The organism is Propionimicrobium sp. BV2F7 (assembly GCF_000510445.1).
Classification (GTDB): Bacteria; Actinomycetota; Actinomycetes; order Propionibacteriales; family Propionibacteriaceae; genus Propionimicrobium; species Propionimicrobium lymphophilum.
In genome coordinates this window covers 459,978-483,564 of the sequence record NZ_AZIS01000005.1, presented here as the reverse complement: position 1 = coordinate 483,564, position 23,587 = coordinate 459,978, and the positions used below count along the sequence as shown (strand labels likewise).

Below are 23,587 nucleotides of genomic sequence, written 5' to 3'. Positions count from 1 at the left end.
TTCTAGATAAGAGGGTCACCGTTCGGTGGCCCTCTTATTTTTTCCGCAACGCCTTGCCGATCGCATAAAGGCGCTATGAATTGGGTAGATTTCGGTTCATGGAACTGGTTATTAAAGGTGCACAGCTAGCGGATGGAACCAAGCGGGATATTTACGTCAGCGGCGATAGGTTCGTCGCGGAAAAGCCCTCTGGAGCCAAGGAGATATCGGCGGACGGTTTGATTGCTCTTCCAGGTCTGGTGGATCTGCACACGCACCTGCGCGAACCTGGCGGCGAGGAGGCCGAGACGATCGAGACCGGCACCGCAGCCGCAGCGGCCGGTGGTTACACCGCCGTGTTCGCGATGGCCAACACCTCCCCCGTCACCGATAACGTTGAGCGCGTCGAGGACATGCGTCGACGCGCGAAGAATGCCAGCGCTCAGGTCGAGGTCATTGCATCCATCACCAAGGGCCTGGAAGGCAAGGAGCTAAACGACATCGATGCACTAGCCGCGGCTGGCGTAAAAGTGCTCAGCGACGATGGCAAATGCGTCATGGATGCCTCTCTAATGCGGCGAGCTCTCGAAGCGGCCGCCAAGCATAATCTGCTGGTAGCTCAGCACAGCCAGGATCACAACCTGGCGACGGCCAAATCCTGCGCAGATGAGGCGTCGATCGCCGAGGAACTAGGGCTGCCTGGTTGGCCGTGGCCGGCGGAGTCTTCGATCATCGCTCGCGATGCCATGCTCTCGGAGCTGACCGGCGCGCGCGTGCACGCATGCCACATCTCAACTGCGCAGTCACTGGCTGTTGTGCGCTGGGCGAAGGCTCGCGGCGTGCGGATGAGCGCCGAAGCCACACCCCACCACTTGCTCTTGACCAGCGAAAAGCTGCGCGGCCTCGACACCTCGTTCAAGGTGAATCCGCCCCTGCGCGGAGAGGACGACGTCATGAGCATCCGCAACGGGTTAGCAGATGGAATCATCGATATCTTAGGAACGGACCATGCCCCGCATACTGTTGCCGATAAATCTCATTCTTTCCCGGACGCCAAACCCGGCATGATTGCCCTCGAGCAGTCTCTTGCCGTGGTCATCGAGACCTTGGTCAACCCGGGCCTAATCGGTTGGGAAAAGGTCGCGGATATTCTCAGCTACCGCCCGGCGCAGCTAGGCAGGATCAGCAACCAGGGCCGTCCGGTCGAGCCCGGCCAGCCCGCAAACCTGACTCTAATCGACCCCACTCGCCGCGCAGTCGTAGACCGTGAGAAGTCGGCATCGAAGGGCCGCAACAACCCGTATCACGGCCTGGATTTGCCCGATCCGATCGAGTTGACGCTCTGCCTTGGCCAGATCACCTATTCGCATTCGGCTTAATAGCTAGAGACAGGCTCGCCGGTTTCGGCGGTCCCGTCTTAAATTCAGCTTAAGATAGGCCGGTTCTCAACCTCACGAACCAGGCCCTCCTGGGCGCAGGAGGCGATCAGTTTTCCGTCCTGAAACAGCCTGCCGGTGCCGTACCCGAGCGCATGGCTGGCAGAGGGTGAGATCATGTCGTAGAGCAGCCACTCGTCTGCCCTGCCTTGTCTGTGGAACCACATCGCATGGTCGATCGACGCGGTCTGGATCTTCGTGGACATAAAAGCTACAGAGTGCGGCACGGTCGTCACCGAAAGCAGGGTCAGATCGCTCGCATACGCCAAAATCGCTTGGTGAATCGCGTTGTCGTCGGGAAGCTTATCTTGAGTTTTAATCCAGACCCTCATGTGGGATTTGTGGCTGTGGACCGGAATTTTCGGCAGCTTGGGGCTGCCATTTCCCGCGGAATCTCCTGCAAACCTCACGTCCAGAGCGTCCCATTCGTGCCACATCGGGTGCTCGCCATATGCGGCGTTCATGAAGTCAACTAGCCTGGGGCATTTTTCCGGCGGCGGAGTTGGGCTGGGCAGTTCGTCCTGGTGGTTCAGCCGGCTATCCTCCATGTGGTGAAACGAGGCGGACATGCCGAAGATGTCTTTTTCTTGGCTGGCGTCGACCCTGCGCGTCGAGAACGTCCTTCCATCACGCAGCCTACTTGCCTTGTAGGTGATCGGAACGTGAGCGTTTCCGGGCCTCAGGAAGAAGGCGTGCATGGAATGCATCCTGCGATCTTCGGGGAGCGTCTTGTATGCAGCCACTATCGCCTGGGCCATTACCTGCCCGCCATACGTTCGCTGCATTATGGTGTCCGGCTGCGAACCGGAAAACACATCGGGCGACGTTTCTGTTAGGTCTAGCAGGTCTAGTAACTCAGAAGTGGTCTTCGGCATAACCTCTAGCATGCCACGTTCTGGGCATTTTTGTGCTCTAGCTAAAGCGCTAAACCGGGCAGGGACTAGGCGAGCAGCATGGCTCCGCCGAGCGAGACCACCGAAACGATGATTGACGCAATCAAGCCCAACAGCACCGGCTTGTGGCCAACCCTGATCAGCTCGTCGACACGAATGCCGAACCCAAGACCGGTCATCGCCATGGCCAACAACGCGGTTTGGAGGATCTTCGCACCGCCAAGAACTGGTGCGGGAATGGGCAGGAGCGAACCGATTATGACCATCGCCAAGAAACCGAGCACGAAGCCGGGGATGAGCGGGGGCATCTTGCCCTCGAGATCAGCCACACCGCTGCCCTTACGACGTCGAAGCAGGCCGAGGACGGCAACGACTCCGGCGAGGCAGACGACGCGTGCGAGTTTCACCTCGATAGCGATCGTCATTGCCGGCTCGCCGAGCGCGGCTCCCGCAGCGACGACCTGAGCTACCTCATGCACGCTCCCACCAACCCAGGTTCCTGCGCTCGCCGGATCCAGCCCGAACAGTGAACAGAGAGCAGGAAGAATCGGGATGCATAAGGTGCCGAAGACAACTACCAAGGCAAGCGCGGTCGCCGTCTCGTTATCTTTGGCGCCGACTACGTCCTTAGCCCCAGCAACGGCTGCAGCTCCGCAGATGGAGAAGCCACATGCGATAACACCGACGAGAGTATTAGACATTTTCATCATTCGCCCGATCGCAATCGTCGAGCTCACGCCGAGGGAGACGATCAGCACGACGAGCACTAGGCGCTGCCACCCGAGAGCCGCCAGCGAAGACAACGTCACCTGCAGGCCAAGAAGAATGATTCCTGAGCGAAGCAGGTGTTTTGATGCGAAGTTAATCCCAGGCCAGAATGCGGCCGGGGTCTCGTGAACATTAGCCGCCACAGCACCCAAAACGATGGCTATCAGCAAGGCGCTGATGATGGGGATGAAGTTGTTTATTGCCATCGCTATCAGCGTCAGGGCCGCGATCAGCGCAAGACCCGGAAGGAAACTACGGAATTGGGTTAGAACCGAGGACGATTTCGAGCCGATTCGCGCGAGCGGTTTTTGAGTCATAGTCACGTAAGATAATTATTTACCTTCTCCACAGGCTACGGAATTCTCAAATAACTATGACGGCCATATACTTTAGATATGTCGTGGCCAAATCTCCAGGTTCTCCAACTAATCGTCCTCGTCGGCCAGACGGGCAGCCTGTCTCAAGCGGCGACGGCCTGTGGCATGGCCCAGCCCAACGCATCGCGCGCGATCTTGCAACTCGAGCGCAGGCTAAACCAAAATATTCTGCTGCGCTCCCATTCTGGGTCCAGGCTGTCGAAGACCGGTGCGTTAATCGCGCAGTGGGCGGAACCGCTGCTTAGGGCTGGAACCGAATTCAATGCCGCCGTCGCCAGCCTGCAGAGCGACATCGCAAACAACCTGGAAATTATGGCCTCTCAAACGGTTGCGGAATGCTACGCACCCGGCTGGCTAACCAAATTTCAGGTCAAGAACCCTGGCGTTAACGTACAGATGTCGGTGCACAATTCCTCTCAGATAATGTCCAGGGTGCTCGAGGGTGACACACGCCTTGGCATCATTGAGTCGCCTCACCTAGACGAACGCTTGGCGTCGCTGATGCTCGGCCACGACCAGCTCGTGTTAGTAGTAGCCGCGTCTCACCCCTGGGCTCGCAGGCGCAGCCCAATCAGCCTCAAAAAGCTCGCTAACACCCCACTGGTACTGCGCGAGGAGGGCTCCGGCACGCGCGAGGTCCTTGAGCTAGCTCTAGGCTCCGAACACGTTGCACCTGCGATCGTGGCAAGCAGCAACTCTGTGGTGCTCGCGAACGTGGCCGCGGGCGCTGGTCCAACCGTGATGAGCCGAAGGGCCGTCGCAGGAGCGATAAAAGTCGGCGTTGTCACGGAAGTAGGCCTCGAGTCAAGACAGCTATTCTCCCGCCCGATTAGGGCAGTTTGGCCGCTCGAGACTCCCCCACGCGGCCCGGCGGCTAGCTTCTTAAGAGCTATCTGCGCCGACGCCGCGTCGGGAAGCTAGCTACTCGAAAAGGCTCGGATCGCCCGACCCGAGACGAGCAATATGCGGGGCGTCCTCGACCGTAAAGTCGACAACCGTCGTCGGGTCCGGAATCACGTCGCCTGAATCGAGAATGATATCGACGTCGTGCTCGAGCCTCTCCTTGATGAGTTCCCCATCCGACATGGCCTCCGTTTCGCCGGGGAGGATGAGGCTTGAGGAAACCAAGGGTTCGTTCAGCTCGTCTAGGAGCGCGAGCGTGGTCACGTGATCTGGCACCCTAACGCCGACGGTCTTGCGCTTATGGTTTTGCACCATCCTTGGCACGTCCCTGCTGGCTTTCAGGATGAAGGTATAGCGCCCCGGTGTGGCCGCTTTGATTGCCCGAAAGACGCTGTTGCCCATCTCGACATACTTGCCGATTTGGGCGAATTCACTGACCACGAGCGTGTGGTTGTGCTTCTCGTCCAAGTCTCTGATTTGTTGAATTCGCTGGACGCCCTCTTGATTACCTAAACGAGTGCCCAAAGCGAAACCGGAGTCCGTCGGATAAGCGATGACTGCGCCGTCACGTAATGCTTCGGCAGTGCGCACCAGAGCGCGATGTTGCGGGTTTACTGGATGAACCTGAAGATATTCTGCCATTACCCAATGCTAGCCGGCTCGGGCGCGCGGCTAGGCAAAACCGCCAACTTTTCGTCTAGCTGGAGAACAGATCGACGCTAGCCTCTCCCCTGCACGCGAGTTGATCCACACCGATGATCGAAAGAAATATCGTCTGCGTCCTCCCCTTAGTCACGACGTTCAGTTCGCCACTTTCTGCCACGCTCACATCCGCGTTTAGGTTCGAGTACTTAGAGACGTAATCTTTGGCGGCACTAACGGCGAAGTAGCTGCCCATGTCGCCCTGAATTCGCGAAGCCGCGCTGGCATCCATCCCGGCTCTGGCGGCGGAAGACGCGATTGCCTCGGCCTTCCGATTCGCGGCAACCTGGGCGGCACCGTCGATGCCGAGACCTGCGACAATGACAAAAGCAGGTAGCAAACAAGCGGTCAAGGTAGAAAGGCTCAACCCACGTTCATTCGACATTAAAGTTCTCCTAGCAAGCAGACATTCGTAATTCTGCCAAAAGACAAGGGATGTTTTAACGGTTGTTCCCGGCTAGAATTGAATTTGTAACCAAGTAACGCCTATTCACTCCTCTAGTTACAGAAAGAGAAAACATGGCTAAAAAAGTTGGACTCCTCACCGCTGGCGGTTTCGCGCCCTGCCTATCCTCGGCAGTCGCTGGGCTGATCAAGTACTACACCGAGAAGTCTCCAGAGACCGAGATCATCGCCTACCTATACGGCTACGAGGGCCTTCTTAAGGGCAACTCGATTCCGGTCACCGACGTCGTGCGAGAGAAGGCAGACACGCTTTACGGGTTCGGCGGATCCCCCATCGGTAACTCGCGAGTGAAGCTGACCAACGTCAAGGACTGCGTGAAGCGCGGTCTGGTCACAGAAGGCGAGAACCCCCTTGAAGTAGCCGCAAAGCAGCTTGTTGAGGATGGCGTTCAGGTGCTGCACACCATCGGTGGCGACGACACCAACACCACCGCCGCCGATCTGGCCGCTTACCTGAAGGACAACAACTTCGATCTGACCGTCGTCGGCCTGCCCAAGACCATCGACAACGACATCTTCCCGATCAAGCAGAGCCTCGGCGCTTGGACCGCCGCCCAGCAGGCTGCCGACTACGCGAAGAACGTCATCGCCGAGCACAACGCAGCTCCGCGCGAGCTGATCGTCCACGAGATCATGGGCCGCAACTGTGGCTACTTGGCCGCGGAGGCTACCCGCTACTACCGTGAATGGCTCGACCAGCAGACTTGGCTGCCCGAGATCGGACTGTCGCGCGAGGCTTGGGACGTGCACGCGATCTACCTGCCGGAGATGCACATCGATCTTGACGAGGAAGCAAAGCGTCTCAAGAAGATCATGGACACCGTCGGCAACGTTAACATCTTCATCTCCGAGGGCGCTGGCGTTCCTGAGATCGTCGCTTCCATGGAGGCTGCCGGCGAAGAGGTTCCGCGCGACGCTTTCGACCACGTACAGCTCGACAAGATCAACCCTGGCGCATGGTTCGGCAAGCAGTTCGCTAGCAAGCTCGACGCCGCTAAAACTATGGTTCAGAAGTCCGGCTACTTCTCCCGTTCCGCAGCTTCGGGCGAGGAGGATCTCGAGCTCATCGACCGCACCTGCAAGATGGCTGTCGACGCAGCCCTCGAGGGCAAGGCCGGAGTCGTCGGCCTGGACGAAGATGCGAACGATGAACTGAGCGTCATCGACTTCAAGCGCATCGCTGGCCACAAGCCGTTCGACATCACCCAGCAGTGGTTCGTCGACATGGTAACCGACATGGGTCAGCCCGCTCCTGAGGCCGCCGAGTAAATCACTCGTCGCGCAGAAACTTTAGCGCCTCATTAGATTCACGGTCCCGGTCTGCCGCTTCCCAGTGGCCCGGGACCGTGATCGTGTCCGGACGATTTCGAAGCGGTTCATCCGCGGGACTCCAGCGGTACGCGATGGCCGGCTGGGTTGCGGTGGCGATCCATGAAGCCCAAAAGAGAAGCAGCCTGGCGAAGATGTTGAGCACAAGCATGGTCACGATGATCGGGCCGAACAATTGGATGCTTCGGTTCGCCGAGAATAGGTCGCTCAGCAGGCTTGCCGCGCCCTGAACCGCCAAGAAACAGGCGCCGGCTAGGCCAGATCCGATGACCACGGTTCGACGCGGAGATTTCGTCTGCGGCAGCGCAACATAAATGACCATGAACATGGCCGAGATGAAAAGCCAACCGAGAGCCAGCGAGACAACCTGGATGAATGTCTGGCTGAATCCTAGATTCTCCAAGTTCAGCCAACGAACTATCTGTTCAGCCAAATAGACCCCGACGACGCTCAGCGCGAAGCTGACCGCAATCAACACCATTAGGACCAGCAGCATTGCTGCGCTAAACAGCGGCTCCCACAAGAAGAACCTGCGGCTTTCACGCAGATCGAAGTCTGTGCTGGTGACTCCCCTAATCGCGTTCTTTAAGTTGTTCATCCAGCCCGACCCCACGACGAGGGCGACGATGATGGCGACGATACCGACCTGCTGCCAGCCGAAAAGGTACACCTCAACCAGCCCTAGGACTTTTTCCTGGATTGGGCCAACCATAAGATTGTCACGAATTATTTCTTGAACTAGCCCCATCCATTGCGGACGGATTACGGTTAGGGTCAGGCCGAGAGCCGCGAAGGCGAACATCAAAATGGGCACGATCGCCAACACACTGAAAAAAGTGATTGAGCCAGCGAATTGATTGCCCAGTCTGTTCATGTAGCGCTGCGCCGCGCGAATAAAGTGGGCAACAACAGGGGTCTGACCAACCCACTTTAACAATTTATTGATCCGGTTCACCCGCTAGCCCCTAACCGGCAGCTGGGCCGGAAGTCTTACATTGCTGCCAGTTTAGCTTGCCGACGCGCGGCCAACTCGTCCTTGCCTTCGAATGAAGCTTCGTCGTTGTACGGCAGTTGGGCGATCGTCCCCTCGACGTCCTTCCAAACACCGCCGAGGGCGATGGCAAACATGCCCTGCCCGCCCTGAAGCAGGTCGACTACCTCGTTGGCGTCTGTGCACTCATAAACCGAGGCGCCGTCGCTCATCAAAGTTACCTGAGACAGATCCTCAATGCCGCGCTGGCGGAGGTGATCTATGGCCACTCGAATCTGCTGAAGCGAGATGCCGGCGTCCAGCAGACGCTTGATTACCTTGAGCAGCAGTAGGTCGCGGAACGAGTAGAGCCTCTGCGAACCGGTGCCAGAGGCCTCGGCGATGCCAGGAACGACGAGCTTTGTGCGAGCCCAGTAATCGAGCTGGCGGTAGGTGATGCCAACGATCTGGCACGCAGCAGGACCGCGGAAGCCGACGTCTTCAGGAATCGGGCTGAAGTCGCCGTCGAAAAGCGCCTCTTGGCGTTCCTTCTGTTGCGCTGCGCTCACGTCGTTAGCCTTTCTCTTTCGTTGCTGGTTGAAACGCTACAGCTAAAAGTCTCAAGTTCCCGTTCTTTGAACCTCTCGTGTCGCAAAACCAAGGAGCGAAGCGACTGTCTCAGACCCGGCTAAATACCTTTCCGGCTAGGCCTTTTATCCCTCAAAATCCTCTGGGGTAACGTGTTCTAGAAACTCTTTGAAACGCTCAACCTCATCTTCAGCCTCTTCCAAAACCTCAACCCCAGCTTTATCCATTACGGACTCTAAACAGCTGATTTTGAAGTCAGAGCGAAGAGCCAGCGCGATCATGTCAGAGGGGCGTGCCTCGATCTCATTGTCCCCTACAGTCAGGTGGCCATAGAAGACACCATCCTCAACGTCGGTTATGACACCCTCTACGGGTTCGTCGATCAGTTCAAGCAGGCTGGACATCAGATCGTGGCTAAGCGGACGTGGCGGCTTCGCGCACTCCAGCGCGTTGACGATTGCCGACGCCTCGGCGGCGCCGATCCAGATGGCCAAGAATCGAGACCCATCGCTTTGTCTGAGCAGAAGCATCGGAGAACTCGTCGAAACCTCGACACGGACCCCAACGACGTCAAGCTCAATCATGTCTGAAATTCTATTGAGCAAGCCCGCCCAAGGTGCGAGTTTCGCCTTATCTTTCTAGCATTGTGTAGATCATTGCAGCGTGGGCGTGTACGACCAGCTGGCTAACCTCGTTTAACGCCTTACTCGGCTCGGGTGACTTCAAGATCGTGGGCCTGGCGGCCTGCTCAATCATGCCTGCTTCGCGTTCGGCGGACTGCTTGATTGCCCTCAGGTGACGGGTATCCATACCGTAGCCGGCTAGCTTTCGCGCGACGACGCAGATGGTCAGAGCATCGCGCCCGTAATAGACGGAACCTCTCCTGGGCAGCACCATTCGGTGCCTTTCTAGCTCCATCAAAGTCGCCTCAGAGAGGCCAGAAACCTGCATTAGCTCTTGTCGGCTCAGCTTCAGCGGCTGCTTTTTGCTCTTCTTTGCCGCCCTAGCCTTGGCAACCTGCGGCTTATTCTCCTCGGGGACGGTGTCCTCAGGAGCGGTCGGTTCCGGCACCTCGCCGCCGCTGTCCATGACCTCCAAATTCTCTCGGATCACCTTCAACGGCAGATAGTTATCACGCTGCACGCGAAGAATATAAGTTAGCCGCTCGATATCGGAGTTCGAGTACTTTCTGTAACCACTCGGGGCGCGTTCAGGCAACAACAATCCTTCCGATTCCAAATACCTAATTTTTGAAATCGAAATGTCTGGGAACTCGGGCTTAAGAACGTTTAAGACTTGCCCGATGCTGCGCTTGGGCGCCTTGGGCATTACCTACTACCACGCTCGCTAGCGAAGAACAGCATCCGATACTTACCGATCTGAACTTCGTCGCCCTGACGCAACGTCACCTGCTGATCCACTAGTGTGCGGTTCACGTAGGTGCCGTTGTGGCTGTGCTGATCGACCAACACCACCGAGCCATTGTTCATGGTGAACTTAGCGTGGTGGCGAGAGACCGTGATGTCGTTCAGGAAGATATCGCTCTTCGGGCTGCGCCCAACAGTCACCTCGTCGGAATCGAGAAGGTAGCGGGCACCGACGTCGGGGCCCCTAGTGACGATCAAGAGTGCGCTGTTTTCGGGAAGATCGCGGACGGCGTTAGCGTCCTCAGGGCTCAGTTCAACCGTGCGAATATCGTCGCGTGCCTCGTCTTCAACGAAAGAGATGATCCGTGTCGTCTCGTTGCTTTGCGCGCCCAGCTTTGCACCACACTTTTGGCAGAAGTTTGCCTCGTTCGGATTCTCCTTGCCACATATCGCGCAGGTAATCATCGCACTCCCCTCGAACAACTAATGTGAATTAGTTTACTGGCTAGATACTATCCTTTTAACCGCATTGGGCGTTTAAGGAATCGAAAACGCCCAATTTCAGCAATTAGCTTATTGAAATCTTTGAATTCGTTCCGTTTACGAAAACTAACTCTACCCGTTGCTACACGGTTTGTGGCTAGGTGGTTTGGCCTACGCAGGTTTAGCTATCAGCGGTTGAGGCATTTCTCTGACCGATTCGATATTTATCTCGTCAGATTTAACAATTTCGACGCTACCGCCAACCTTCGGGCTTTCTATTTGACTGACCAGGCCGCCCCTGAATTTAGCGCCCTCCTCCAAGGCGTGCGGGTCGCCGATCGCCTCGATGATGATTGGCGTGCCCAGCTGCTGGCCATCGACAACTATTCCTTGTTCGTTATCTCCGATCCAGCTGTCGACGCCGAGCCTGATGGAGTCGTTAATCTCGAGCACCTCGGCCCCAGCGTCCTTAAGCTCCTGAATCGAGTTCAGCAGTGTGCCCGCCTTCAGCTTCTGCTTTGGAGCGCGGATGGTGATTTTCACTCCCCTGCCGCTTGCGGGCGCGATGCCCGCCAACACGGAGAGGCTCTTTTTGCGCTTAGCCGCTTCCTCCTCGGAGACCTGGTTGGCATCCAAACCGCTCTGCAGCTTGTCTCGGGTGACGCGCAGCTCGTTGATCTCCTTGTTCAGTCTCTCGGACTCGTCATTCAAGCCATCGAGCACCTGGATCAGGTCGTCTTGGCGCATCCCCTCGTAGGGGTTCTTGGTTGCGGGACGAGCGAGCTGAATGACGAGCGCGAACGCCAGGAAAGCAAGTGCAACGCCCAGCACAAGCTGCGTGGACGACGGCTTGAAGAACTTCTCGACGAACTTACGCATGCAGGATCTCCCGCCTGATGGAGGCCGCGTTCGTGAAGATCCTGATGCCGAGAACAACCAGCACGGCCGTCGAAAGCTGGCTGCCCACGCCGAGCAGGTCGCCGAGCCAAACCAGCGCGGCCGCCACGGCAACGTTAGAGATGAAAGAAATCAGAAAAACCCGCTGAGAGAAGGTCTTTTGCAGGTAAGACCGCAGCGCGCCAATCAATGCGTCGATTGCGGCTACGATCATAATCGGAAGATATGCCTGCAGGCCGATCGGCAGCTCTGGGCTCCAAATCAGCGCCACGACCACACCGACGACAAGTCCGAGAATCGCCCACATATTTTATCCTTTCTCCGCCAGCGGCCTCGCCTGCGAAAGCGCCAGGCCGGGATCTGCGGGAAGCGTCAGATCATCGCTGGTGTTCAGCGACCATTCGATGGAATAGTTCTGCTTCAAGTGGCCAAGGAGAACACCGCCAGAGGTGTTCGCGAAGTTAGCGGCAAGGTCCTGCCCGCCAATGGCCGAAATCTTGTATGGGCTAGTCAACGAACGATAGTTCACCGTGATCGCCTGCCCTGCCTGCCTGATCGCAGTTCGCGTCGTCACGCGGTGATCGTTGATGGCGATCGCCTGCGCACCAGATTGCCAAAGCCCATTCACGACTAGCTGCAGATCGTCGTCTAGCACGCGGGATTCCTCGGTCTCTTTTTTGCCAGGCTTTAGGGTGCCCTCTCGAAGCTCAATGACCACGCCCGGACCGCTCGCGGCCTCAATGCCGACGAACGATTCGAGTTCACGCAACTGCGCATCGGTGCCCAACCCCTTTTGGTTGCGCAGGTTAAGCGTCTGTGCTCTCAGTTGCTCAACCTCGGAGCGAAGTTGTTCGTTTTCCTCTTCTGCAGCGCTCGCCCGGCCAGCCATCTCGGCTCGATCAGCAACCGCTTGGGGTCGAGCCTGACCGATCGTCAATGCCGAGGCGGCCATAGCCGCACCGGCGATTGCGCAGATCAGGAAAACCCCCACGCTCCGCCAACCCCTGGGGCTGTCATCGTGCTGCTCGTCTGGGCGAAGATTCGATTCTCTGGTGATGGAGTTGAGAAGCTCCATCGACTCGTCGGGGCGCCGCTGACTCACGATGCCTCGGTTTCTTTCACAAAAGAAAAAGTCTGTTTTACGTACACGAGCCCAGCCCACCAATACATGAAAGCACCCCACCAGGCGAACGCCCAGCCGAGAATCTTCGCCGCCGGGGAGATAACCCAGCTGCCCGCCCCCAGGAGGACAAGCGGAAGCGCGATAAGCAGACAGAAGGTGGCGATTTTGCCAACGAAATGAACGGGCAGGCTGATCGCTCCACGCGCACGAAGAGCGGGCACGAGCAGAAGCATCATTAAATCTCTGCCCAAAAGAATTATCAGGTACGACCACGGCACTATGCCGCGAACAGCTAGAGCCACGGCGATCACGAGAATATAGAGCCTGTCGGCAGCGGGATCTAACACCTCACCGAGTTTGCTCTGCTGGTTGAATCGGCGTGCGATCTGGCCGTCAAGCAGGTCGGTGGAACTCGATACAGCCAGAAGGATCACAGCCAAAAGATCACGCCCGATCAGGACAAGCACCAAAAAGAATGGCACCCCCAACAGGCGTAAAAATGACAGCACGTTGGGAATCGTGAAGATTCTGTTGCTCGACTTGCTGATCACGAGTTCAAGTGTATAGCCACTAATTGGGCTTCTTTGGATGCAGCCGTTCTCTTCTGCTTTTTGCCAGCTCATACATCGAGATGACCTGCGGGCCGATCGCAGACCAATCATATCTTGCCGCCACCTTGCGTCCACGCTCGAGACGCAGGTCCCGAGGCTCTTCGAGGCTTGCCAATACGGCGTCCGCGAGAGCTTGCGGGTTACCAGCCTGAAAGACGTGCCCGCAGATACCATCTTCGTCGGATAGAACGTCGATGAACGCTCGCAGGTCGCTAGCTACCACCGGCGCGCCACACGCTAAAGCCTCGATCAGCACGATGCCGAAACTCTCCCTGCCAGTCTGCGGGGCGATGTACGCGTCGGAACGCATCAGCCACTCATTGCGTTCAGCGTCGCTGACTCCACCAACGAATTCGACTCCCGGGATGCTCGTTACCGGTCCGTGGCCCATCACCACGCACCGCAAGTCTGGATACTTCTCACGAATCAAAGGCAGCGCTGCGGTCAGCACCTGAAAGCCCTTCCGGGGCTCCGTGTAACGGCCAAGGAAAGTGATCAGTGGCCTGTCGCCACCCCGCCACTCGCCTTCTGTGGCAGCGAGCGTGTAGTCATCAATTTCCAGCCCGTTACCGATGACCACGGGTTCGATTCCGGTGTGCGCGTTCGCCACCTCTGCTGCGAGGGAGGAAACGGCGATCGCGGAATTAAGCCTGCTGATGCTTTTGGGCAGCATCTGGTTAAAAGCGCGAAGCGCCTTGTATATCGGGCTTGCGCTGTGGAATGTGCCAGCAACCGGCGCGTCGGCGAGCCAAAGCGTCAACAGAGACAGCGTCGGCGTGATCGGCTCGTGCACGTGCACGACGTCCCACTGGCCCTTCTTCAGCCAGCGATACGCGGCCATTGCTGCCCTAGGACTAAAGTTCACCCTGGCGACAGAACCATTAATTTTGATGGGGACCGTTCGGCCCGCCGAAGTGAAGTCGGCCTCGTCAACTCCGTAAAGATCCAGTAATTCTTGCTCGGGGAAGCCCGGGGCGAGAATGCCGACGGTGTAACCCTGTTTCTTCAGCCAACCGGCCATACCCAGTACGTGGTTTTGGACGCCACCGGGACGAACGAAGGAATACGGGCAAACGATCCCGACACGCTTGATATCGCTTGGATTCACGGTCTAACTCCTGGGAAAAAACGCTGCAGCATATGCCAGTCGCGGCAGTGCGCAGCAATCTGTTCGGCAAAATAATTGGCCATGGCTTGCGTTGTGTACGCTACCTCGTCAACGCCCTCGGGCACCTCAATTGCTTGCCCAATGTGGATTCGCATTATTTTTCCGTCGAACCAAGGCGCAACTGGAACCACGACGGCGCCCGTGCGCTGAGCAATCAGAGCGCATCCGGGAGGCATCGTCAGGTCGTAGGTTTTGTTGGCCGCAGGCCAAGACACCTCGACGCCTCGCCTGCTGAAATCCCGATCTGCCACGAGCGCCACTACTCTGCCCTCGTTTATTTCCTGGCAGAGCTTAGGAATCAGGCCTGATGTCTTGTGGCTAAAGATTTTGAAGCCGAGTTTTTCGCGGATCGCGCTGAAATACTCGAACTGTCCAGCTGGCAGTTTTTCAGCTACTGAGGTGACAGGCAGACCATTTTGGCACGCCCACGCACCTGCCATATCCCAAGACCCCATGTGCGGAAGGGCAAGAATCAGGCCCGTTTCTGCCCTGTGGCGGCGCAGTCGCCGCGCGTCAACGGGAGCGACGTAAACCAACCGATTAATTTTGTCCGTGTTCCACTTCCCCAATTGGAGGGAACCGATCGTGTTTCTAAGCCACGACCGCATCCCAGCCCGAGTCTGGCTAGCGGTTGGCACAGCCCCACAAACAACTTCGTAGTTGAGTTGCCACTGGCGAATCGGTTTGGGGCGACGAGCTACCAGTACGGCAGCGGCAGCCGCTCCCAGCGGTTTCCAGACGAAAGCGGGCACGTGCGCGGCAAGCTTTAACGCGGTCAGCTTGTCAAACACTATTGTCCGTTCCGCCCGGAGGCCTCCGCGTTGTACGCGCGTTTAACGATCCACATGCGCTGACCAACGGTGATGATGCCGAGCACGAGCAAAACTACGAAGGCCGCGGGCAGCGCCCACTCGACCCCAATACCCGTCAAGAACGCGCCCAACATGCCGATCAATAAACGGTCGGCTCGGCCGGCTAGGCCACCCTTAACCTCGTAGCCCAACGATTCCCCGCGAGCTTTCGAGTAAGAGGTGACCTGACCGAAGATCAGGGCGAATATGCCAATCGCAAACCAGGTCAGGTCTTCGCCGGTGCTGGCGTAGTAAATCGCTAGGCTGCCGAAGACGAAACCGTCCGTGATCCGATCGAGTGTGGAGTCCAAGAATGCCCCCCACTTCGACGCCTGATTGGTCAACCGAGCCATCGTGCCGTCCAAAGAATCCGCTAAGACGAACACGGTGACAACGAGCGCCCCCTGCCACAGCCATCCGTTCGGAAAGAAGATCAGCGACGTCGCGATCGAGACCGCGGCACCTACCCAAGTTGTCATGTCCGGGGTGATGCCAAGCTTCATCAACATCTTGGCCACGGGGGTGATCAGCTTGGTCCAGTATCCCCTTAGGTGTTCGAGCATTACTGACCTTTCTGAGAATCCGCCCACGCGTTGGCGAGCATTTCGCGGGTCTTGCTTAATAATTCAGGAACGGCTTTAGTCCGTGCGATTATCGGCAGAAAATTAGCATCGCCAAGCCACCTGGGCACGACGTGCTGATGGAGGTGCGCAGCAATACCTGCGCCCGCAACGTTGCCTTGGTTCATGCCCAGGTTAAAGCCCTGCGGTTTGGAAACCCTCGTGATTGTACGGATCGCCTGTTGGGTCAGCTCCGCCACCTCGCGGGTTTCTTCCTCGGTGAGGTCAATGTAGCTGGCGACGTGGCGATATGGGCACACCAAAAGGTGACCAGTGTTGTATGGATAGAGGTTCATGACGACGAATGCAGTTTCACCGCGGTGGACGATAAGGGATTCCTCATCGTCCTTTTTAGGCGCGCGGCAAAACGGGCATTCGGCGCTGCTAGCATCCGCAGGTTTGTCCTCGCCGTGAATGTAGGCGATTCGGTGCGGCGTCCATAGCCGCTGCATTGAATCGGGCACGCCCGCGAAGCGAATCTCGTCTTCTATCTCCTGGTCACTCATCGGTATTCGCGCTCAAATCCGTATTAGAACGAGACGCGATGTGGTCGGTGATGATCTTGATGGCCTCGTCGATGGGAACCCGGTTGCGCTGGCTGCCATCGCGGAATCGGAAGCTAACCGCGCCCGCTTCCTCGTCGTCACCACCCGCGATCAGCATGAAGGGAACCTTCTGACGCTGCGCTGTGCGGATCTTCTTGGTCATGCGATCATCCGAGGCATCTAGCTCGGCGCGCACGCCCTGGGCACGCAGCCGGTCGATAATTTTGCCCAGATAGCTCTCGAAGGCCTCTGCGACCGGAATTCCGACGACCTGGACAGGAGCCAGCCATGCGGGGAATGCGCCCGCGTAGTGTTCGAGCAAAACGCCAAAGAAGCGCTCGATCGAACCGAACAAAGCACGGTGAATCATCACGGGACGCTTCTTCGTGCCGTCCGAGGAGGTGTATTCGAGCTTGAATCGCTCTGGCAGGTTGAAGTCGAGCTGGATAGTGGACATCTGCCAGGTGCGTCCGATGGCATCTTTGGCCTGAACGGAGATTTTCGGACCATAGAAGGCCGCACCCTCGGGGTCCGGAACGAGCTCCAGGCCGGAGGCCTCGGCTACCTCGCGAAGAGTCTCGGTTGCCTCGCGCCAGGTGTCGTCATCGCCCACAAATTTCTTGGGATTCTTGGTGGACAGCTCTAGGTAGAAGTCGTTTAGACCGTAGTCACGAAGCAGGTCCAGGACGAACGTCAGCAGCCTGGAAAGCTCGTCGCGCATTTGCTCGCGGGTGCAGTAGATGTGCGCGTCGTCCTGGGTGAATCCGCGGCCGCGGGTCAACCCATGCAGAACGCCAGACTTTTCGTTGCGGTACACAGTGCCGAACTCGAATAGCCGCAGTGGAAGCTCACGGTAAGAACGCTGCCTAGCTGCGTAAATGAGGTTGTGCATCGGGCAGTTCATCGGCTTCAGGTAGTAATCGAAGCCCTGCTTGGTGATGTTGCCCTCGGCGTCGCGTTCCTCGTCCATGTGCAGCGGCGGGTACATGCCGTCGGCGTACCAGTCGAGGTGGCCGGAAGTCTTATAAAGCTCGCCCTTGGTGATGTGCGGAGTGTTTACGAAGCTATAACCGTGCGCAACGTGCTGCTTGCGCGAGTAGTCCTCCATCTCCATGCGAACGATGCCGCCCTTTGGATGGAACACCGAAAGGCCGGGGCCGATTTCTTCTGGGAAGCTGAACAGATCAAGCTCTTGACCAAGCTTGCGGTGGTCGCGCTTGGCGGCCTCCTCCATGCGAGTCTTGTAGGCCTTGAGGTCTTCCTTCGTCGCCCAAGCCGTGCCGTAAACACGCTGTAGGGCCGCATTTGCTTGGTCGCCTCGCCAGTATGCAGCCGAACTGCGGGTTAGCGCTACCGCCTTGATGTAGCCGGTGTGCGGGACGTGCGGGCCACGGCAAAGGTCGGTCCAAGCGACGGTGCCGTCACGACGAACGTTGTCGTACATCGTCAGCTGGCCGCCGCCGACCTCGACGGATGAACCGTCGGATTCGTTGGCGCCACCCTTGTCCTCGATCAACTCGAGCTTGAAGGGCTCCTCCGCCTCCTCAATCCTGGCCTGTTCGTCGCTGACCTCGCGGCGAACGAACTTCTGACGAGCCTTGATGATCTGGGTCATCTTCTTTTCGATAGTTTTCAGGTCTTCAGGGGTTAGCGGATCGACCTGGAAGTCGTAGTAGAAGCCATCGGTGATAGGCGGGCCGATGCCCAGCCTGGCCTGCGGGAAAATCTCTTGTAGCGCCTGTGCGGTTACGTGAGCCGCAGAGTGCCTGATGATCGACAGCCCCTCGTCACTAGTGTTCAGGACAGGCTCCACCTCGTCCGAATCGTTTAGCTCGGTAGCCAGATCGACGGTATTTCCGTTGACCTTCATTGCTACGACGCTCTGGTCGTTACCGAAAAGATCGAAACCGTTCTCCGCCTCTATCTGCTCACGCTCGTTGCCGCGCAAGACAAAGACTTTCTTCAACACGAAACTTCCTAACTATTCTCGGCGGCATACTGGGCCGCACGACTGTTTCCATTCCCTATTCTGCCTGATTTAATGCCAAGGGCGGCAATTAAGGCCCCAGAGTTTTATTCTCCGGCGGCCGAAATCAGAATTTCGTCAAGTTTGTCCTCCACTAACGGATACATCGAACGCGTGTACGCCGAGGTCATGTGGTAGGAATCCATGTAGACGAAAAGATTGCCGACGATTAGCGGGCATTCCCCATCGGGGCATATCCACGGTGTCGGGTCGAACAGGTAGAGCTTTCCGGGCTCACGCTCGAAGTTGGTGAGCGCCTTAGCTGGATCTTGGCTGCTGTAGATCTCGCCCATCGGCTGCGTGCAAACTTTCGCAGCAATTTCGTAGGCCGCTTTTTCGTCGAGATCTTTGAGGCCGTTTTCGACGATCGGATCCATGCACTCGAACGGTGTCTGTTTGAGCCTAGGCTCGTCGCGGATCCCTAAAATTTGGATGCCGCGGCTGGTGTACTTTTCGACGATTTTGTCGAAACCGGGCACTATCTCCTCGCTCTGGTCGCCAGGATTCGGAACATATGTGGAAGCAGCGATCACTAGATCGGGATTGATCTTTTCTATGTATTCGTCCACCGCTTTTGACCATTCCAAGCAGCTAGGCCCATTAGAGGTATCGCTGACCGGCGATTCAACCACGCCGACAGATTCGCTAAATGTCTCGGAGAAATCGCTGGAGGATCGAGTCTCGCCGCGCAAAATCTTGTATCGCTGGTAGCTTTCTTCGTCTGGGCTAATAAAGGAGCAGCCACCGCGCAAGAGCTCGACAATGGTCCAGCCGTTTTTCTGTAGCGCTGGCTCAAGGAAAGGCAGATACTGCTCGACGCGAGAGTTGCCGGTTACGACCGCCACCTTATTCCTGTCGTTGTGCCCCACCCGGCACCCATCGGCGAGAGTTTCGTCGTCGGGACGGAATTCGCCGTCGCATTGAACGCCATCGATTGCTGCCCACTCGTCCTCCATTTGCTCACGCAAAGGCTTGATGGGCTTGTCCTTGTTCGAATAGTCCTCGAAATCTTCGCTGAGAACTAGAGCGCCAGGATTATCCACACTAACGACAGCCGAAATCTTCTCTAACCGCTTCTGGATGATCGTCTGATAGGAGATCACCGGGACCAGGCCGACGAGCAGGGACGCGAGAATTATCGCGAGGCTATTCCTGTGTCGCTTTGCGGCCCAGACGGAATACCTGATCGGCGCGTCGAGGTATTTGGTCAGCACGGTCGCGAACGCGATCGACACAGCGAGGACAACGAATCCCTGCGGGATGTTGAGCTGGCTCGAACCGGTGAGTTGAAGCGTGGTGATCAGAACCGGCCAATGCGCAAGATAGAGAGCGTAAGAAATATCACCCAAAAATTTGAGTGGGCGGCTAGAAAGGATCCTGTCTGCCGAATACCAAACACCTGTGTTGCCCGCAATCAGGACGAGCACTGCAGCGCCCGTCGGCCATAGCGCGACATAGCCAGGGAACATCCCCTGGACGTCGACCAAAACGCCACACAGGAGCATCGCTATCAGCCCGAACCAGCCAAGCCCGACCCGAACGTTAAGGGCGCTCCTAGAACCGGTGAATTCTTTTCCGGGGCCGTAGCCGAAGAACCGTTCGACACCCGGCAATATCAGCGCCAGGAGTGCACCGAGCGCAAACTCCCACAGCCGAGTCCAGGTGCTGAAATATGCGTAGGACTGATTGGTGTTGGTTTGAATGATCGACCAGATAAGGGAGCCACCGAAGATAACTCCAAAAACTAGCGTCAGGATCTGACGAACGCTGAAGTTGATCTTTCTGCCCAAAAACCAGCAAACGGCGATGATGGCTGGCCAGAGTAAAAAGATCTGGCCCTGGATCGATAACGACCAGAAATGTTGGAGAGGGCTGACGACCGATTTATCCGCGTAATAGTCGAAGCTGTTAACCGCTAGGAACCAGTTTTCGTAGTAACAAATCGAAGCAACCGCCTCGCGCAGCACTCCCCTAATTCGTTCGGCGGGAAAGAACGCTTGTACCGCTATCACGGTGAACAAGATCGTGACGATAGCGGGCGGTAAGAGCCGTTTAAAGGCCTTAAGCCAATACCCCACCAACGCGATGTGCCGGCTGTTATCAATGCGACGCATAAACGTCTGCATCAGCAAGAAGCTAGAGATTAAGAGGAAGACGTCGATGCCGCCGCTTACTCGCCCAATCCAGATGTGGTAAGCCGCCACCATGAGGATGGCCGTGGCTCGTAGACCGTGCAGCTCGGGTCGATAATTTGGTGCGTGGCTAGCCACGTCAGCCTTAACCTGCAAGCTAAATCACCCTTGTAAATAATCAGATACAGCGAAGAAACAATAATCTTGCCTGCAGGTAAATGGCAAAGAAGAGCGCGACTCTCGCAGCAACCAGACCTTAACCAAAAAGATACTAACGAGTTTTCCGAAACAAGAAGGGTGAATGGCTTCAGAATCAGCTTGAAGAAGTTTTTGAAGGTGGTGGGCGGTACTGGGATCGAACCAGCGACCTCTTCCGTGTCAGGGAAGCGCGCTACCGCTGCGCCAACCGCCCGAGGTGGAGACGGGATTTGAACCCGTGTAAACGGATTTGCAGTCCGGTGCCTCGCCTCTCGGCCACTCCACCAAATTGAGGAGCCTAGGCCCTCAGACCTTCTCCGAGCGGACGACGGGATTCGAACCCGCGACCCTCACCTTGGCAAGGTGATGCTCTACCAACTGAGCCACGTCCGCATGCCCTCTTCGGGGCTGCCCTGTTTTTCAAGTGCGAGGACTAACTTAGCGGAGTTTTGGCGAATGTCAAAATCGAGCCCACAACCCCCAGTTCCCAAAGCAGAAAACCGTGCTTTTACGCCCGAGATAGCATGTCTAGGCATGGCTAAGAAACTCATCTTGATGCGTCATGCCCAGGCAGAATCCAGAAGCGGATGCAGCGATCACGAAAGAAAACTTTCCGCATTTGGACGCCAGCAGGCTAAAGCAGCCGGCCTGGCTTTGCGCGACGACAGCATCGAGATGGTCATGTGCTCTGACGCGGCTAGGACTCGCGACACTCTTGACCAGCTAGAACTGCCAAACAATCCACACGTGGAATACATGCGAGCTCTCTACCTGTGCTCCGTCGAGACACTACGTCAGCGGATATCCGAAGTTTCAGACGAAATTTCCACTTTGCTGATCGTCGCTCACGCCCCCAGCATCCCTCACTTGGCCGCCGAGTTGTCCTGGGCCCAAGACCCAAGAAAAGCGGACGCATTGACCTGCGCCTACCCCACCGCAACCTTCTCCAAGTTCGAAGTATCAGGAACCTGGCAGGAGCTGGGCGAGGCGAAGCCCGGAGATAAAATCACCCGCCCACTCAATTAAGCGAGCGCATTACTACCGGCGACTAGCCCGTTCCGGAATTTTCACGTGCCAAAATTGACGTTTCGCAGCTTGAACGACGTTTACCCCTGCGCTAATCTTTTCTGACGAAAGGGCGATTGGCGCAGTGGTAGCGCGCTTCGTTCACACCGAAGAGGTCGCCGGTTCGAACCCGGCATCGCCCACCCTAGTCAGAACCAGTTTTTACTCGTCCCCAACAGCAATCGCATGCAGCGAATATGCAGCAGCACCAGATTTTTAACCAACCTTGATGCCACCGAAAAATCGGAATTTTTGGTCTCGCTAAAAGTGTCCGAAAAAACGAAGCGCCCCGCAGCAAAAATGCCGCGAAGCGCTCTTAGTAACTGAATTTGCTATTTGAAGAAATAGTCCAGAGTTCGTTCCTCATCGACGAAAGAGCACCCAGAGACAACCATACCAGCGACCTTCGAAACCTCGTCCTTTTCAGGCGACCTGTTTTTCTCTTTAAAAATGGTTTCAATCGTTTTCTTTTGTTTCGAGCTACTCATTTTAAGATAGTCTCCGCAGGTCGTTTCAGGACCCTTGTTTGCTGGACCGCAAGCACAAAGGCTGAGCATCACCAGTGATGCCAAAAATCCGGACGCAACCTTATTAACCCGATTCATTTTCGATTCCCCTTCTAATCCACGAAATACGGACACAACGGTAATACACTGTGCAGATTCAGTGTTTTTGAGGGGTTAGCAATTACAGCTAAAAGTGATCTTTTTTCGGCTATCACGGCTCTAGGTATTCTTAAAACATTAGAAAAATAGTGAGTAAACCATTTTTCCAGATGAGCCTCCCACACCTAAATCACCATAGACATAGAACCGATTGTTCAGAGAAATTAAGAGCCACACAACCTATTAATATCTTTAAAAAATTGCAGATTCCCTCAACTATGAAATAAATATACGGAAAATATTTTGAGCACGTCGAAGTCTTTCAAACAGTCTTCCAAAAGCACTCTGCAAAAGCTTGCTAGAACGAAAACAAAGCCGTTGTATACGTCACCAAGCTCACTAACGATCTCAATAAAATTGGCAGCTTTGCTTCTTCGTCGTGTTAAGTAATTAAATAAACCAAATCTGGGGCGGGATTTTTCCCGCCCCAGATTTTTATTTCTCACAAATTATCGGGTGCACAAACCTAGCTTCCGCTCAGTTTCATGCACCCGATAATTATTTAACCGCTACTTAGCTATTCATTTCGTCGTATTTGGTCACCACCGCGCGCATCGCCTCAACGATGCCGGCGGGTACACCCTGCTTTTGCATCTCGATGATGCCGCGAATGGTCGTGCCACCCGGTGAGCTGATGCCCTCAAGCAGGTCCGCAACTCGGTAATCGCGCTCGCGCACGTATGCCGCTGATCCCTCAACCGTTGCCGTGGCGATCTGCAGGGCCTGGGCTCGCGTCATGCCGAAATCGACACCAGCGTCTGCCATCGCGGAGATGAACATGTAGATGAAAGCAGGCGCAGAACCGGCCAGCGCCGTGACCGCCCCGAGCTGCTCCTCGCGAACTTGCTGAGCCTTCCCAAAGCTGCCCAAGAACTTCATGACTGCTTCACGCTGTGCGCCGTCAACTGCGTCTTCAAACACGACGCCCGTGAAGCCCTTGCCGATCTGAGCGGGCATGTTAGGCATCGTGCGAACCAAACGCCCGCTCTTTCCCAAGAAACCGCGTAGCTGCTCGAGGTTGAAAGCGGGAGTGATGCTGATCACAACTGCGTCGGCACCAACCGCACCAGAAATCTGGCCTAGCACCTCGGGGTAACTGGATGGTTCTGTAGCGATCACCACCACATCAGCACCTTTGACCGCCTTGGCCTTATCGGCCTGTGCAGCTACACCGTACTTCTCTGCAAGCCTGGCCATGGACTTTTCGGTGTGCGTGTTTACCTGGACGTCCGATGCGTTTACCACGCTTGCGCGTAGCGCGCCGGAGAGCATGGCCTCCCCCATGTTCCCGCATCCGATGAATGCAAGTTTCATTTTCGAATCATCTTCTTTCGAGGTTTTGGGATCCAGCCTGTGCTGAGCGGGTTCTGGGTCTTTCGGCTCAGGATCGAAACCGCCCGAGAAAAGGTCTAGCTGTTCGTCCTGG

The 23,587-nt window shown here is 56.6% G+C and carries 25 protein-coding genes and 4 tRNA genes; 5 read left to right on the top strand and 24 right to left on the bottom strand.

All coding sequences use genetic code 11. The annotated features are described in order from the left end of the window. Positions 1–98: 98 nt before the first annotated feature. The gene (locus tag HMPREF1255_RS08640) at positions 99–1,358 is read left to right on the top strand and encodes a dihydroorotase (RefSeq protein WP_024111523.1); all 1,260 of its coding nucleotides are present in this window, start codon (positions 99–101) and stop codon (positions 1,356–1,358) included. A 44-nt stretch (positions 1,359–1,402) separates the two neighbouring features. Here the strand turns inward: HMPREF1255_RS08640 and HMPREF1255_RS08635 are convergent, their stop codons facing one another. Then, positions 1,403–2,290 carry an acyl-CoA thioesterase II gene (locus HMPREF1255_RS08635; protein WP_024111539.1) on the bottom strand — a complete coding sequence of 296 codons (888 nt, stop codon included), beginning with the start codon at positions 2,288–2,290 and terminating at the stop codon, positions 1,403–1,405. Between the two features lie 65 nt (positions 2,291–2,355). Beyond that, entirely contained in the window at positions 2,356–3,393 is a 1,038-nt protein-coding gene (locus HMPREF1255_RS08630; protein ID WP_028821578.1) for a YeiH family protein, read from the bottom strand. Positions 3,394–3,471: 78 nt separating this feature from the next. Here HMPREF1255_RS08630 and HMPREF1255_RS08625 point away from each other — a divergent pair, with 78 nt between their 5' ends. After that, positions 3,472–4,374, top strand: a complete 903-nt coding sequence (locus HMPREF1255_RS08625) for a LysR family transcriptional regulator (protein ID WP_016456531.1) — start codon at positions 3,472–3,474, stop codon at positions 4,372–4,374. Here the strand turns inward: HMPREF1255_RS08625 and HMPREF1255_RS08620 are convergent, their stop codons facing one another. Beyond that, positions 4,375–4,998 (bottom strand): L-threonylcarbamoyladenylate synthase, encoded by a 624-nt coding sequence (locus HMPREF1255_RS08620; RefSeq protein WP_016456532.1) that lies wholly within the window; start codon positions 4,996–4,998, stop codon positions 4,375–4,377. A gap of 55 nt (positions 4,999–5,053) precedes the next feature. Continuing rightward, on the bottom strand, positions 5,054–5,443 hold the full coding sequence (locus tag HMPREF1255_RS09495) for a hypothetical protein (RefSeq protein WP_024111287.1): 390 nt from the start codon (positions 5,441–5,443) through the stop codon (positions 5,054–5,056). 134 nt (positions 5,444–5,577) lie between these two features. Between HMPREF1255_RS09495 and HMPREF1255_RS08610 the strand changes: the two genes are divergently transcribed. Then, positions 5,578–6,792: a pyrophosphate--fructose-6-phosphate 1-phosphotransferase gene (locus HMPREF1255_RS08610; RefSeq protein WP_024111338.1), complete on the top strand. Its 1,215-nt coding sequence runs from the start codon at positions 5,578–5,580 to the stop codon at positions 6,790–6,792. A 1-nt stretch (position 6,793) separates the two neighbouring features. On the opposite strand, the gene HMPREF1255_RS08605 is transcribed toward HMPREF1255_RS08610, so the two are convergent. The 18 genes from HMPREF1255_RS08605 to HMPREF1255_RS08520 all read right to left on the bottom strand — a co-directional run bounded on the left by HMPREF1255_RS08605 (position 6,794) and on the right by HMPREF1255_RS08520 (position 20,824). Then, positions 6,794–7,807, bottom strand: a complete 1,014-nt coding sequence (locus HMPREF1255_RS08605) for a YihY/virulence factor BrkB family protein (RefSeq protein WP_016456535.1) — start codon at positions 7,805–7,807, stop codon at positions 6,794–6,796. A 35-nt stretch (positions 7,808–7,842) separates the two neighbouring features. Further along, the gene (locus tag HMPREF1255_RS08600; RefSeq protein ID WP_016456536.1) at positions 7,843–8,391 is read right to left on the bottom strand and encodes a MerR family transcriptional regulator; all 549 of its coding nucleotides are present in this window, start codon (positions 8,389–8,391) and stop codon (positions 7,843–7,845) included. A 144-nt stretch (positions 8,392–8,535) separates the two neighbouring features. Further along, the gene (locus HMPREF1255_RS08595; protein WP_016456537.1) at positions 8,536–8,994 is read right to left on the bottom strand and encodes a bifunctional nuclease family protein; all 459 of its coding nucleotides are present in this window, start codon (positions 8,992–8,994) and stop codon (positions 8,536–8,538) included. 46 nt (positions 8,995–9,040) lie between these two features. Then, entirely contained in the window at positions 9,041–9,739 is a 699-nt protein-coding gene (locus tag HMPREF1255_RS08590; protein ID WP_016456538.1) for a MerR family transcriptional regulator, read from the bottom strand. Further along, positions 9,739–10,242, bottom strand: coding sequence for an FHA domain-containing protein (locus HMPREF1255_RS08585; protein ID WP_016456539.1), 504 nt, complete (start codon positions 10,240–10,242; stop codon positions 9,739–9,741). The genes HMPREF1255_RS08590 and HMPREF1255_RS08585 overlap by 1 nt, the downstream gene beginning before the upstream one ends. 189 nt (positions 10,243–10,431) lie before the next feature. After that, a complete protein-coding gene (locus tag HMPREF1255_RS08580) occupies positions 10,432–11,139 on the bottom strand; it encodes a DUF881 domain-containing protein (RefSeq protein WP_024111486.1) in 708 nt (235 codons plus the stop codon). Next, positions 11,132–11,464: a small basic family protein gene (locus HMPREF1255_RS08575; RefSeq protein WP_016456541.1), complete on the bottom strand. Its 333-nt coding sequence runs from the start codon at positions 11,462–11,464 to the stop codon at positions 11,132–11,134. Before HMPREF1255_RS08575 ends, HMPREF1255_RS08580 begins: the two co-directional genes overlap by 8 nt. A gap of 3 nt (positions 11,465–11,467) precedes the next feature. Continuing rightward, positions 11,468–12,259 carry a DUF881 domain-containing protein gene (locus tag HMPREF1255_RS08570; protein ID WP_051395022.1) on the bottom strand — a complete coding sequence of 264 codons (792 nt, stop codon included), beginning with the start codon at positions 12,257–12,259 and terminating at the stop codon, positions 11,468–11,470. Then, positions 12,256–12,831 (bottom strand): CDP-alcohol phosphatidyltransferase family protein, encoded by a 576-nt coding sequence (locus HMPREF1255_RS08565; RefSeq protein WP_024111514.1) that lies wholly within the window; start codon positions 12,829–12,831, stop codon positions 12,256–12,258. Before HMPREF1255_RS08565 ends, HMPREF1255_RS08570 begins: the two co-directional genes overlap by 4 nt. A 19-nt stretch (positions 12,832–12,850) precedes the next feature. Beyond that, positions 12,851–13,999 carry a glycosyltransferase family 4 protein gene (locus HMPREF1255_RS08560; protein WP_024111361.1) on the bottom strand — a complete coding sequence of 383 codons (1,149 nt, stop codon included), beginning with the start codon at positions 13,997–13,999 and terminating at the stop codon, positions 12,851–12,853. Beyond that, on the bottom strand, positions 13,996–14,850 hold the full coding sequence (locus HMPREF1255_RS08555; protein ID WP_024111443.1) for a phosphatidylinositol mannoside acyltransferase: 855 nt from the start codon (positions 14,848–14,850) through the stop codon (positions 13,996–13,998). Before HMPREF1255_RS08555 ends, HMPREF1255_RS08560 begins: the two co-directional genes overlap by 4 nt. Next, positions 14,850–15,473, bottom strand: a complete 624-nt coding sequence (gene pgsA, locus HMPREF1255_RS08550) for a phosphatidylinositol phosphate synthase (protein ID WP_024111369.1) — start codon at positions 15,471–15,473, stop codon at positions 14,850–14,852. Before pgsA ends, HMPREF1255_RS08555 begins: the two co-directional genes overlap by 1 nt. Next, positions 15,473–16,036 (bottom strand): HIT domain-containing protein, encoded by a 564-nt coding sequence (locus HMPREF1255_RS08545; protein WP_024111356.1) that lies wholly within the window; start codon positions 16,034–16,036, stop codon positions 15,473–15,475. Before HMPREF1255_RS08545 ends, pgsA begins: the two co-directional genes overlap by 1 nt. Further along, the gene (thrS, locus tag HMPREF1255_RS08540; protein WP_024111625.1) at positions 16,029–18,044 is read right to left on the bottom strand and encodes a threonine--tRNA ligase; all 2,016 of its coding nucleotides are present in this window, start codon (positions 18,042–18,044) and stop codon (positions 16,029–16,031) included. Before thrS ends, HMPREF1255_RS08545 begins: the two co-directional genes overlap by 8 nt. Before the next feature lie 104 nt (positions 18,045–18,148). Next, positions 18,149–20,389: an acyltransferase family protein gene (locus tag HMPREF1255_RS08535; protein WP_024111473.1), complete on the bottom strand. Its 2,241-nt coding sequence runs from the start codon at positions 20,387–20,389 to the stop codon at positions 18,149–18,151. A gap of 181 nt (positions 20,390–20,570) precedes the next feature. Further along, positions 20,571–20,645 (bottom strand) — tRNA-Val (locus tag HMPREF1255_RS08530). Between the two features lies 1 nt (position 20,646). Further along, positions 20,647–20,717 (bottom strand) — tRNA-Cys (locus tag HMPREF1255_RS08525). A 34-nt stretch (positions 20,718–20,751) separates the two neighbouring features. Further along, positions 20,752–20,824, bottom strand: a tRNA-Gly gene (locus HMPREF1255_RS08520). A gap of 141 nt (positions 20,825–20,965) precedes the next feature. On the opposite strand from HMPREF1255_RS08520, the gene HMPREF1255_RS08515 reads away from it, so the two are divergent. Further along, entirely contained in the window at positions 20,966–21,457 is a 492-nt protein-coding gene (locus tag HMPREF1255_RS08515) for a histidine phosphatase family protein (RefSeq protein ID WP_024111403.1), read from the top strand. Positions 21,458–21,567: 110 nt separating this feature from the next. Then, positions 21,568–21,639, top strand: a tRNA-Val gene (locus tag HMPREF1255_RS08510). Between the two features lie 189 nt (positions 21,640–21,828). Here the strand turns inward: HMPREF1255_RS08510 and HMPREF1255_RS08505 are convergent. Together HMPREF1255_RS08505 and proC are read right to left on the bottom strand one after the other, a co-directional pair. Then, positions 21,829–22,101, bottom strand: a complete 273-nt coding sequence (locus HMPREF1255_RS08505; RefSeq protein ID WP_155948521.1) for a hypothetical protein — start codon at positions 22,099–22,101, stop codon at positions 21,829–21,831. Between the two features lie 573 nt (positions 22,102–22,674). Then, a complete protein-coding gene (gene proC / locus HMPREF1255_RS10095) occupies positions 22,675–23,475 on the bottom strand; it encodes a pyrroline-5-carboxylate reductase (protein WP_081636693.1) in 801 nt (266 codons plus the stop codon). Positions 23,476–23,587 lie beyond the last annotated feature (112 nt).